Origin of the sequence: Fictibacillus fluitans, assembly GCF_030418125.1 — a bacterium.
GTDB classification, from domain to species: Bacteria; Bacillota; Bacilli; order Bacillales; family Fictibacillaceae; genus Fictibacillus_C; species Fictibacillus_C fluitans.
On the sequence record NZ_JAUHTR010000007.1, the window covers coordinates 138,987 to 151,389 of the forward strand.

At 42.4% G+C, this 12,403-nt stretch carries 11 protein-coding genes; 4 read left to right on the forward strand and 7 right to left on the reverse strand.

What is annotated here, in order from left to right; translation table 11 throughout:
• Positions 1 to 82: 82 nt before the first annotated feature.
• The 6 genes from QYB97_RS14345 to treP all read right to left on the reverse strand — a co-directional run bounded on the left by QYB97_RS14345 (position 83) and on the right by treP (position 7,114).
• On the reverse strand, positions 83 to 793 hold the full coding sequence (locus tag QYB97_RS14345; RefSeq protein ID WP_301166690.1) for an FTR1 family iron permease: 711 nt from the start codon (positions 791 to 793) through the stop codon (positions 83 to 85).
• 153 nt (positions 794 to 946) lie between these two features.
• Positions 947 to 2,122: a NupC/NupG family nucleoside CNT transporter gene (locus QYB97_RS14350; RefSeq protein WP_301166691.1), complete on the reverse strand. Its 1,176-nt coding sequence runs from the start codon at positions 2,120 to 2,122 to the stop codon at positions 947 to 949.
• 137 nt (positions 2,123 to 2,259) lie between these two features.
• A complete protein-coding gene (locus QYB97_RS14355) occupies positions 2,260 to 3,093 on the reverse strand; it encodes an STAS domain-containing protein (RefSeq protein WP_301166692.1) in 834 nt (277 codons plus the stop codon).
• 134 nt (positions 3,094 to 3,227) lie between these two features.
• A complete protein-coding gene (gene treR, locus QYB97_RS14360) occupies positions 3,228 to 3,944 on the reverse strand; it encodes a trehalose operon repressor (RefSeq protein ID WP_301166693.1) in 717 nt (238 codons plus the stop codon).
• A gap of 25 nt (positions 3,945 to 3,969) precedes the next feature.
• Positions 3,970 to 5,634, reverse strand: a complete 1,665-nt coding sequence (treC, locus tag QYB97_RS14365; RefSeq protein ID WP_301166694.1) for an alpha,alpha-phosphotrehalase — start codon at positions 5,632 to 5,634, stop codon at positions 3,970 to 3,972.
• A gap of 73 nt (positions 5,635 to 5,707) precedes the next feature.
• Complete coding sequence (gene treP, locus QYB97_RS14370; protein WP_301166695.1) at positions 5,708 to 7,114, reverse strand: PTS system trehalose-specific EIIBC component; 1,407 nt, start codon at positions 7,112 to 7,114, stop codon at positions 5,708 to 5,710.
• A gap of 488 nt (positions 7,115 to 7,602) precedes the next feature.
• Between treP and QYB97_RS14375 the strand changes: the two genes are divergently transcribed.
• The 3 genes from QYB97_RS14375 (at position 7,603) to QYB97_RS14385 (ending at position 9,515) form a co-directional block, all read left to right on the forward strand.
• Entirely contained in the window at positions 7,603 to 7,734 is a 132-nt protein-coding gene (locus QYB97_RS14375) for a hypothetical protein (protein ID WP_301166696.1), read from the forward strand.
• 116 nt (positions 7,735 to 7,850) lie between these two features.
• Positions 7,851 to 8,303, forward strand: coding sequence for a MarR family winged helix-turn-helix transcriptional regulator (locus QYB97_RS14380; RefSeq protein WP_301166697.1), 453 nt, complete (start codon positions 7,851 to 7,853; stop codon positions 8,301 to 8,303).
• Between the two features lie 6 nt (positions 8,304 to 8,309).
• Positions 8,310 to 9,515 (forward strand): MFS transporter, encoded by a 1,206-nt coding sequence (locus QYB97_RS14385; RefSeq protein ID WP_301166698.1) that lies wholly within the window; start codon positions 8,310 to 8,312, stop codon positions 9,513 to 9,515.
• Positions 9,516 to 9,583: 68 nt separating this feature from the next.
• Here QYB97_RS14385 and QYB97_RS14390 read toward each other — a convergent pair whose 3' ends face one another.
• Entirely contained in the window at positions 9,584 to 10,663 is a 1,080-nt protein-coding gene (locus tag QYB97_RS14390; RefSeq protein WP_301166699.1) for an AbrB family transcriptional regulator, read from the reverse strand.
• Between the two features lie 257 nt (positions 10,664 to 10,920).
• Between QYB97_RS14390 and QYB97_RS14395 the strand changes: the two genes are divergently transcribed.
• Positions 10,921 to 12,360, forward strand: coding sequence for a magnesium transporter CorA family protein (locus QYB97_RS14395; RefSeq protein WP_301166700.1), 1,440 nt, complete (start codon positions 10,921 to 10,923; stop codon positions 12,358 to 12,360).
• The last annotated feature ends 43 nt before the right edge of the window (positions 12,361 to 12,403 follow it).

Genomic DNA, 12,403 nt, shown 5'->3' on the forward strand with positions numbered 1-12,403 from the left:
TTACTAAAGTTGTTTCAAAAAAGCACTCAATTAAGTGCGCTTTCCAAAAAAAGACACTATGTCAAAGGACATAGTGCTCAAGTCACGCTGCTTTTCCATCCTGTTTCCTCTGGAAAATCCGTTGAATATCTGATTTTAACAAGATAAAGAGAGAAGGAACGATGAAAACAATCAAACCTGTCATTTCGACGGCTTCTCCGCCAACCAGCTTTTCAAGCCCTTCAGCAAACATCTCTCCACCCAATATGATTAATATAATGCCTAAAGCTTTAAATACAAATTGAAGATTCAGTTTGAGTGTTGTTTTAAACAACAGGTATGCGACAAGTACAGCGGCTGCGATTCCCAGTACACTCCCGCCTGCAACAGCTGAGGCATGATGGCTGATTTGTGTCATGTTAAAAACAGCCAGTTCCATCCCTTCCCGAAAGACAGATAAGAATGAAAGAATTAAAATACCGGCAGCTGTTGACCGTTTGGTGACTTGAGACTGTACAGACAGCGAAATGTTACTGCTTTTATGAAGCCAAAGGATAAAGAAAGCAATCAATCCGGCCGCAATCAGCATCATAACTCCTTCAAAGACTTCCTCCGCTGCTCCTTCCAGCTCTTTTGCTTCATTAAAAGTAATGTAGCCGCCAATCAGGCTGAAAAGCATACCAGCAAACGCCCCTATGTATACCATCTTCTTCAGGTCCGGTTTTCCCATTTTTACAATCTGCGCCAGGATGATGCCTATAACCAATGCTGCTTCAAGTCCTTCTCGAAAAGAAAGCCAAAAGTTTGCCAACATTTAAATTCCTCCTTTATATATATGATAACGAGAATCAATATCAATGATAATTATTTTCAATTACAACTATAAAAGAGACGAAAACTTTTGTCAACAAGGTTTTTTGCAAAAAAAAAGATGAACTCTGCAGTTCACCTCTTTTTCTTCACTTTCTTAAAGCATGACCCCGACTACTGCGGCCGATAAAAGGCTGACAAGCGTCGCACCGTACAACAATTTGAGTCCAAACTTTGCTACTTCATTCCCCTTCTGCTCATGCAGTCCTTTTACTGCCCCTGTGATAATACCAATGGAAGAAAAGTTTGCGAATGAAACAAGGAACACGGAAACGATGCCTAACGTTCTCTCTGACAGCCCTTTGATTTTTGCAAGGTCCAGCATGGCTACAAACTCATTCGATACAAGCTTGGTCGCCATGATTGTGCCTGCAGGAACAATTTCTGATGAAGGAACACCCACAATAAAAGCAAATGGCGCAAATACATAACCGAGCAGCTTTTGAAAGGTAATGCCGAACGCCATGTTGAATACATCGTTGATGGCACTGATAAGGGCGACAAACCCAATCAGCATCGCGCCGACAATAATGGCAACTTTAAACCCGTCCATGATGTATTCTCCAAGCATTTCAAAAAACGTCTGTTTTTCTTCCTGGATTTCAATGATATCTTCTTCCGGTTTTATTTCATAGGGATTGATAATATTTACGATAATAAAGCCGCCAAGCAGGTTAAGCATAAGGGCGGTTACCACATATTTCGGGTCAATCAGTGTCATATACGCGCCCAGAATGGAGGCGGACACCGTTGACATGGCCGAGGTACACAGCGTATACAGCCGGTGCTGCGGCATATGTCCCAGCAGCTTTTTCACGGAGATAAAGACTTCTGATTGTCCAAAAACGGCGGATGCTACGGCGTTATACGATTCGAGCCGTCCCAAACCATTTATCTTGCTCAACAGCCAGCCAACCCATTTGATAATAACGGGAAGTATTCGTAAATGCTGGGCAATCCCGATTAATACCGATATAAACACAATCGGAAGCAGCACATTAAAGAAGAACGGCATGGCTCCTTTATTTGCAATCCCGCCAAAAACAAAATCAACCCCATCAGCTGCATAACCCAACAGTTTTTCAAACAAACTGGCGATGCCTCTTATAAGAACCAGGCCGATCCCTGTATTTAATAAAAGATACGTTAGTCCGATCTGCAGGACCAGCATGATCAGAATGGGCTTGTACTTAATCTGGCGGCGGTTATTGCTGACGAGAAAGGCAAGCACGAAAACCACTGCCAGGCCTAAAAGAAAGATAGCATACTTCAAAATGTAACCTCCTCAAGCGTCCTTTTTGAGCACATAAGCTTATACTACCCCCAATCCGCCCTGCTTTATCCTTGAATACGGTTTTGGCTCAAAACAAAAACCACCTCTATAAAAAAGGTGGTTAATAAGGGAAACTGTTATGACAGTTGTTGTTCTTTTACTATAACCGGAAGCGCCTGGCTTAAATGGGCGTAGGTTGAAATGTTGGAAAAATCAATTCCGAGCTGGACTGCCGTCTGGGCAATCTCCGGACGAATACCAGTAACCGTCGTTTGAATACCAAGCAGAGCCAGTGCCCGTACAACCTGAAAAAGCTCATTGGCGACCATTGTGTCCATGATCGGCACACCGGAAAGGTCGATAATCAAATGCTCCAGTTTTAATTCTGTGGACTTGTCCAGGCTGCTCTCTTTGATCATTTGAGCGCGATAGGTGTCAATTTCACCGACTAAAGGCAACACACCGATCTTCGAGTAAACCGGAATGATCGGAGCACTCAGCTCCACAATCATCTGCTGCTGGGATTGAAGCCGGGCATCACTGACCTGTTGAAAATAAATCGTGAAAAGCTCGATTACATGATCGAAGCTGCTGTTCACTTTTCTGCTCCATTCTCCCAACACTTCCAAGGAAATGGCATCCTCATTTTCGCGGACGAACTTCATAATCCATTCCCAGAAGACGACTCTGTAATTTTTAAAGTTCTCGAGCGTTTCATGAAGCGGTATATCCCGATTCGCCCGTTTTACAGCCACTTGTTCGGACCATGCTGAAAAATTCACATTGTCACTTACAAAAATGCCGGCGATGATTTGGTTAAACATTCGATTTTGATTTAATCTTTCACTGCTTGTATCTTCTGTTGAAGACGTATATGCTGTAAACTTTTTCTCCTGCAGCTTCATCCATTCATTGCTTAATGGATCGTTGTTACGCAGGATAAATTCCTGTAAATCATGTTCAATAGTCAATGTTTACCCTCCTCTGTTTCCGAGTATCCTTTCCTATTCTAACACTTTTTCAGGTTTTACAGAAAACAAACCTCCGGACATGGTCTGGCACCAGTAAAAAAATCCAGACAATGGCTACACATTGTCTGGAAGAATTAATGGTTTCTCCTGGCAAAGTCAACAAAGCGGAATTTGTCGGGGCGGTGCCTGGATTCCGTATATTGAAGCAAACTTGCATCATCCAAATAGACATGATTTTTCACCACGACAATGTTATGAAAACCATCGAGAGACAACAGTGAACGGTCTTCTTCCGTTGGCTGTTCCACCACAATTTCTTTTTTAGCAAAGCTGATGGTCAACCCTAACTCGTTTTCTATATATTCATAAACCGAGTTTTCGCAAACCTCATAGGTTAGCTCTGTTACATAGTGCTTGTTAAAGAAGTCCTTGTCGAGAATAATCTTCTCACCATTCATTTCCCTTACTCTTGTTACTTTCCAGATCAGGTCTTCTTTCTTTACTTTCAGCTGCTGCTGCAGGAAGCGGTCAGGTGCAATCACATCCAGCTCATGGACTTCTGTTCTCCAGGATTTTCCGGATTTTAATGCGATTTCCTTAAAGCTGACAAGTCCGGATACCGGAAAATCAAATTTAGCTAATTCGAGTACAACAGAGCCCTTCCCTCGGATTTTTTGAATAAAACCTCTTTGCGCCAAAAGCGTTAATGCCTTTCTGATGGTTTCACGGGAGGTTTCATATCGCTCAGAAAGCTCGTTCTCTGAAGGCAATTGCACCCCTGGAGCCCATTCTCCTCTTTCAATCTGTTCTGAGATTTCCTGATAGATCATCAGGTATTTATTTGTTTTCATGTTTACCACCAAGATTATTCTATCACTAGTTTTTTATATGATAAACAATGGATTCGTAGGGTCTTAGTACTGTTTTTTCAAGTGTTGGCGAATCCTCATAGTTGGATAACAGAACGGTTGCTTTATCCCGGGCAGATTCCATTGCCTCTGGAAGAACCCATTCCGCATCCTTTCCGTAAAAGTTACTGACCACCAGCAAGCTTTCATTTTCGGTGTTCCTTGTAAACGCAAAAATGGAGGGATGTTCTTCGTCAATCCATTGATAATCTCCATCGGTGAAAATATCCATTGTTTTTCTCAAAGAAATTAATTGCTGATAATGGCTGAACACTGAATTCTTATCCTGCACTGCCTTTTCCGCATTAATTTCCTTATAATTTCCTGCCACATTAATCCACGGAGTTCCTGTTGTGAACCCCGCATTTTCTGTGGAATTCCACTGAACCGGAGTACGTGAATTGTCCCTGGATTTTTGTTTCAGGATGGCCAGGACTTTTTCCTCACTCATTCCTGCGGCTGTTAATTCGTTATAAATATTTAAGCTTTCAACATCCCGGTAGTCATCAATATGCTCAAAACCGGGATTCGTCATCCCAAACTCTTCTCCTTGGTAAATATAAGGAGTTCCCTGCATGCAATGAATGACAGTAGCCAGCATTTTAGCTGATTCTTCTCTGAACTCTCCATCATTTCCATAGCGGGAAACAATTCTCGGCTGATCATGGTTGCACCAGAAAAGGGCGTTCCAGCCTCCTCCCTCATGCATTCTGATTTGCCACAGAGATAAAATGCGTTTCAATGCCGTAAAATCAAAATCTGCGAGTGCCCATTTTTCGCCTTCAGGATAATCCACTTTCAGGTGATGAAAATTAAACGTCATGCTCAGCTCTTTGCTTTCAGGATTGGAATACTGAATGCAATGATCGATCGATGTAGAAGACATTTCTCCGACAGTCAAACTTTCATGCTTGGAAAAGACTTCTCTGTTCATTTCCTGCAAATACTCATGAACCCTGGGTCCGTCCGTATAAAATCTGCGGCCGTCCCCAGGCTTTATGGAGCCGTCATCATCAGGGAATTCCTGGTTTTTGGAAATCAGATTGATGACATCCAGCCTGAAGCCATCCACGCCTTTATCAAACCAGAAGTTCATCATCTCATAAACCTTTTCACGGACCTTTTCATTTTCCCAGTTCAAATCTGCTTGTGTTACATCAAAAAGATGGAGGTAATATTGACCGGTCTCTTCATCATATTTCCATGCTGACCCGCCAAATTTGGATTTCCAGTTGTTCGGCTTGTCCTTCCAGATGTAAAAATCCCTGAATTCGTTGTCCTTGGATGAGCTTGCTTTCTTAAACCAGGCATGCTCGGTTGAGGTATGGTTGACCACAATATCCATGATGATTTTAATATCCCGCTGATGGGCTTCTGACAGCAGTCTCTCAAAATCCTCCATGGAACCATATTGTTCATAAATCTGGTAATAGTCACTGATGTCATAGCCATTATCTTTTTGTGGTGATTCATAGATCGGGGTGAGCCAGATCACATCGACTCCAAGAAGCTTCAAATAATCGAGCTTTTCAATAATCCCATTGATATCGCCTGTTCCGTTGCCGGTCGTATCCTTAAAGCTTTTAGGATATATCTGATACACGACCGACTTTTTCCACCATGGTTGTTCCATATTGCCACCGCCTTACATGATTTAAAAATATGTCAAGCCGGCTCAAAATCATCAGAGCCAGCTCGCATGTCAATTAATTTACTTTTTTCACTCTTCCAAACAAATACGTGAGTACGAATGGTACCACAATGGCGATTGCCATGCCGATAAAGAACGGACCCCATTTGTCAGGGAAGATGGATAGAAAGCCAGGTATACCGCCTACACCGATGGAGGAAGCCATTACTTTATTTACTGTAATGAAAACCCCGGCGATCGCTGAACCAATAATCGCACAGATAAATGGAAACCTGAATCGCAAGTTTACACCAAATAGTGCGGGTTCGGTTATTCCAAGATAAGCGGATATCGCTGAAGTAAAGGATAAACCTTTAACTTTTTCATCCTTTGAAAGAAACATCATTGCCAGCGCTGCAGAACCTTGAGCAATGTTGGAAAGAGCAAGCATCGGCCATAAGAAGGTTCCGCCTTTGCTGCCGATCAGCTGAAGGTCAACTGCCAGGAAGGTATGATGCATACCTGTTACAACCAGCAAGGCGTAAACTCCGCCATAAATTAAGCCGCCGACTGCCGCAAAATGATCAAAAATCCCAACCAGTCCATCTGTAAGCCAGTTTGCAATTCCAAACGTGATTGGACCAATCACAATAAAGGAAAGGAAACCTGTAACTAGCAGTGCGACAGGAGCCACGATGAGCAATTGAAAAGCATCAGGAATCTTTTTCTTTAAAAACACTTCCATTTTAGCCAATACATAGGATGCCAGCAATACAGGCAGAACCTGTCCCTGGTAGCCAACCTTTTGAATTTCAAGTCCGAATAAATTCCAGTGCGGCACTTTTCCCGCCTCAAGCGCTTTACCATAATCCCATGCATTCAGAAGGCTTGGATGCACAAGCATCAATCCCAGTACAATACCAAGCAATGGGTTGCCGCCAAACTTTTTGACGGCGGACCAGCCAATCAGTGCAGGCAGGAACGCAAAAGCCGTATTGGCGATTACATTGATCATATCAGCAAAATCTTTCCATGCTGTATTTACATCAACAAACGATTTGCCATCATAGAAAATCCCGGGGCCTGTAAGGATGTTATTAATCCCCATTAATAGACCGGCCGTTACAATGGCAGGCAGAATCGGGATAAAAATATCAGCTAACGTTTTAACTGCCTTTTGAAGAGGATTTAGTTTCTTTTCGGCCGCATTTTTGATGTCTTCTTTTGTAGAAGTACCAATACCGGTAACATCAACCAGTTCGTTATACACCTTGTCCACAGTTCCCTGGCCAATTACAACCTGAAACTGACCGTTAGTGGAGAATGATCCTTTAACAGCATCAATGTTCTCCAGTTTTTCTTTATCTACCTTAGATTCATCATTCAGCGCAAAGCGAAGCCGCGTTACACAATGTGTCGCTGCTGCAATATTTTCACTGCCTACAGCTTCTGCGATTTGTTCCGCTGTCTGCCTGATATCCATACTGACTTCCCCCTTGTTACCGTTTACATCATCTTTTTTTAAAAAAGCTCTGTACAGCGTTACTTTGTCCAAAGCTTCTCTTTTTTAAAGAGTGTTTCCAACGGTTTTCCATTATTTAATCGCTTTCATTCAATGCGAAACTTGTATATACATGTCTTACGTTTTTCATTGTAACTTGTATATACAGGCAGGTCAACATTTTTTATCTGGTTCTTTTTTAGAACCGAATAAGATAGTTGTGTGATTTTTTTCAAAAGTCAACTAAAACGACTTGCACCCGTTATACTAAGAGTGTGATAAGAAATGACGGGCAGCACGATAAAACAATTGAGCAAACCATTGACTTTAATTCTAATAAAAAGGAATGAGACGATGACAAAAAAACTAAAGGAGCTTATTGAAAAACTCCAGAAGCAAGGAGTAAATATTGACCTTTGTTCCCGGACCTCCCTGCTTGCGATTCAAAATGATTTTGGAAGTACAAAAAAATGAAAGTATGGATTGGGGAATCCTTCGAAAAAAACATTGATGGCGAGAAGATGATGATTATCGATATTTACCCTGATACTGAAAAACCGGCAGATAAAACCTATCAAAAACTTATATATAAATGGGTCTGACCCTATCGCCTCCGCAGGAGTTCCTGCGGAGGTTTTTTCTGTCTTGTATTTTCCAATTCGCATGTTATACTTATAGTTGTTGTGACAAGTATTTTGTTAAGAAAGGAAATTTCAAGATGATGGATTCTCCAAATCAGCATGTTTCCATTGGCTTTTTGATGAACCAGACAAGCCGAAAAATCATTCATTTGCTTATGCATCGCTTTCGCGAATATGACGTGACACCTGAGCAATGGTCCGTTCTGTATCAATTGCATAAAAGCGGGGGCATCAATCAGAAAGAACTGGCGCGCCGAACGGCAAAGGACCAGCCGACAACAGCCAGAATACTGGACCTGCTTATAAAAAAAGGCTTGATTCAAAAACAAATGAGCGAGAACGACCGCCGTGCCTTTATTGTTTCCCTTTCCGAAAAAGGAAAGGAGATCACTGAACAGATTGCCCCAATTGAAGAAAGCACCATGAATGAAGTAATTGGCGGATTGGCGCCAAATCAGATTGAACAATTAAAACAATGGCTGCACCAAATGAATGAAAACATTGATGCAGCGATGAATAGTAAGGAGTAATGTTTATTGAATACCCATCAAGAAAAATTGTGGAGCAAGGAATTTATTCTGATTACCCTGTGTAACCTGCTTTTATTTCTTAACCTCCAAATGCTTCTTCCCTCGTTCCCTGTTTATACAAAGGATGCGTTTCAAGCCAGTGATTTTACAGTCAGTCTTGTAACGAGCCTTTTTGCTTTATCAGCCATCGCTACACGTTTTTTTGCAGCAGGTATCCTGCGAAAAGGAAAGGTATCCATCATTCTGTACACTGGCGCCGCCATTGCTTTATTGGCAACTGCCGGTTACTATTGGTGCGGTTCGATCGCCCTTCTTCTTGTAATGCGTGTACTTTTTGGCGTTGGTTTCGGGTTGGCAAGCACGACACTGCCTACCATGGCCGCACATGTTATTCCACCTCGCCGAATGGGTGAAGGGATTGGATATTTCGGTCTCTCCACCAGTCTGGCCATGTCCATTGGCCCAATCATCGGCCTTTCTTTGCTTGGAAGCTTCGGTTTCGGAACGTTGACTGCTGCAGGTTCGCTCGTACTCATTCTTATTTTCCCGCTCGCATTTGCCAATCGTTCAGTGGACTTGTCTCCAGCCGGATCACCTGCTGCTTCTTCCTCATCGAAAAAGAATACCGGTGCCGTGTTAAAGAAGATTGCTTTACCGGGATTGTTGAATTTGCTGCTTTCCGTGACCTACGGAGGTTTATTGAGCTTTCTTGCACTATATGGAAAACAGGCTCACCTTTCCCACATCGGCAGCTTCTTTTTATTTAATGCGCTGGCAATTTTTCTTATCCGTCCGTTTTCCGGAAGAATCTTTGACAGTAAAGGCCACTTTGGCATCATGGTTGCAGGAGCTGTCTTTACGATGGGCGGACTCGTGACCCTGTCACTCGCTGATTCCACACTTTATATTATTTTAGCTGCAATGCTTTATGGTCTTGGCTACGGAATGATCCAGCCATCCATTCAGGCATGGATGATTAAAGAAGTTCCTGTTGAACAGCGCGGCCTTGCCAACAGCATGTTCTTTAATTCTCTGGACCTTGGTGTTGCTGCCGGCTCCATGCTGCTTGGCGCGATTGCCATGCATGCCAATTATTCAGGTATGTACCGCATTTCCGCCTTATTTATGGGATTATTCCTTGTTCTTTACCTGGTTGTCTCCCTTTGGCAAAGAAAGAGACGTTCATCCGATGCGGAACAAAAAACGGCTTGATCCTGCCAATCGAACGAACAGAAAAAAAAGCTTGAAGAAATCATCGTCTGATGACTCTTCAAGCTTTTTTATGCCGTTTTCGCCAGCTTCTTCCACTTCCTTACGCCCCATTGAGCGAAAGGCAATACCGCAAACATGATGAAAAAGATACGAAACAGCTGATAACTGGTTACCATGGAAAGATCTGCATGAACGGTTGACGCAGTTACCCCCATTTCAGCAATTCCTCCGGGTGCTGCACTTAAAAATGCGGTTGTAAAATTCATCGGTGTCCATTTGGCAAGAAGATAGGCAATGAGGAGTGAAAATAAAACAAGGAGCAGGCTGTTTCCAATTGTATAAAAACCAAGCTTCTTTACCTTTCCCTCCATTTGAGGGTTGAACTGACACCCAATATGAATACCCAAACAAACCTGGGCAATGACTAAAAAATATGATGGGATATACGGGGCATGAATCCCGGTTAACATGGTTAGCGCGACTGCAATGAGCGGTCCGGTCAAAAACCCGGCAGGAAGTTTCACTTTTCTTCCCGCCCACGCGCCAATGAGTGCTATGCTCACGAATAAAGCGTATTGGAGCCAGCTTTCTGATCCGGCATTATTAACATGCGGAGACACAGACGGACGTGCGTCGCCGCCTATCCCATGAATCGTCAAAAATGGAACAAAGAATATGACAGAAACCGAACGGATCGTCTGCATAAGGACTACAATGGTGGTATCAACCTCATTTGTCTCCTCACTCATGACAACGACTTGAGACATTCCGCCAGGCACACTTCCAAATATGCTGCTGGCCAGATCAATTTTGATATGTTTGACCGTAAAATAAGCCAGCACCAGGCAAAACAGCACCGTAATTACTGTGGTTGCCGCCATAAATGGAAACTGCAGCCCCATCTCTTTAATGGTGTCCGTTGTAAATGATGTACCGAGCATTGCTCCCAAAAATATAATGGCAGTATGCCTGAAGCCAACCGGCCACCTCAATGGGATGTTCAGGAACCTCCTCGCCAGTACAACTGCGGTGAGCGATCCCAATAACCAGGGCAGCGGGCTATGTATGAATAAAAATAAGAGTGCACCAGCACTCCCAATCAATGCGGTACGTAAAATGTGAGCTATATCATTACTGTTTTGTTTCATAGGGATAACATCCTTCTTTCAACAACCGTAGCATTAGTTTGTATTGTTTATATTTTAGCAGATTATTCTTTACTTGGCTCTTTGTGTCCAGCTTAAAACAGCGCTTACACTTCTTAATCATAACAAGAGTTTTGTTTGGATAGGTGTTTTATACATAATGAGTGTTTTGTTCATTACGTTCATGGCAGGTATTGAGAAAGAATGGAAGTTATCGCAGCTTGCTTTTAGGGAAGAATGAAGATTGAGGTGAATTTTGAATGGCAAAGGTATTAAATAAAGAAGATCCTCCCTTGGAATCCTCCTATTTCCATTTTATTTTTCCTTTTTCCATGAAAGAGGATTGTGCCGAGGAAGCGATCAAATACTTAAAACAAAAAGACTATGAATTCTTTTCCTTAAAAAGCGAAACACAGGAAAAGGCCTATTACGGCGGAAACAATAAAATTTCTCATAAAGAGCTGGAGCATTACTTCCTGCCTTTTACTTCGGATGTCCTTTTTCCGCAAAAAGAACACCGGTTAGCCTTTCGAAGGTATTCAAAAGCCACAGGGATTACGGCTGAACTGAATTCTGATGTCATCAAAGTGCCTTTTACCATTAATTCTATCGATGTGTTTCTCCTGCCGTTTGAGCTGGGGTTCATTACGTTGCGGGTCAGTTTGAAGGATGGTATCTCCTATTCGGAGGCTATTGAATTTGCTGCACGCTTCAGGGTCCTTGAAAATCGTACAAGAGATGACCGGGAGGCTGTTGTTGACTATGAAAATGAAGCATACCAGCATGTAGAAACCTTTATTTTTAACGCTCTTCTCCCCGACTTTACCTCTTATCTTGATGTTGATAAGGTAAATGGGTCCCATTTCGAATCATTGCCATTTTTTATTGATGAACGAATGTATGTCCAGGCATTGTTTCAATTTGAAGAAGGGGCTCAATTGGAAGAGACCGACTTATTCAGAGGATCACAGCTTGATGGTTTAAATGATGACGGTCAGCCTGTAATCAGTTCGAGCAATAAAGAATTTATACATGATTATTGCATGAGCAACGGGTATCAACGCTGGGCGCCAAACACCTATTATCTGGTCGATGAGCATGTATTCAGCTGTATGACCAATGCCACAGGAGTGGAGAGGGATAACAGGCTTGATCAGATGTACGGGGAATTTTATTACGGCTTGCTACTGAATCTCTTTCATAAAATCGTACTCCTCCGTTTGTCCAACCAGTATTCAAGGGTGCACCTTGAGAAGGATAACGATGAAACGGAAAAGCTCATTGGGGAGATTACTCTTTTTTCAGCACGCTTCTTTTTTCTGGAGCTTGCTGCACAAAGCCAGGGAAGAAACATTTTTATTAAACTGAAAGAGGTATTCCAAAATCAAGAGCTTTATGACGATGTTAAACAAACCCTGTCCACCCTCTATCAATATCAGGACCAGAAAGCTGCTAAAAGAAATAACTACCTTATTTCAATCTTAACCATTTATACAGTGATTACAGGCATCTACGGTATGAACATGGTGATTGACCAGTTAAAAAGCCCGATCAAATTGAGCAAGATCTCTTCTTATGGTTTTTTTGAGTATCTTGCCTTATTTGTAACGATAACCGGTATTGCTGCCAGTATCTTGCTCGGTATTTCCTTTGCGAAAAAATGGATTCAGGAACTGCGTAACCGGAATCGCATGGAATAGAAGCTCTTCAGCTAGTCGAATAACGATTTATTGCTATAGTTGA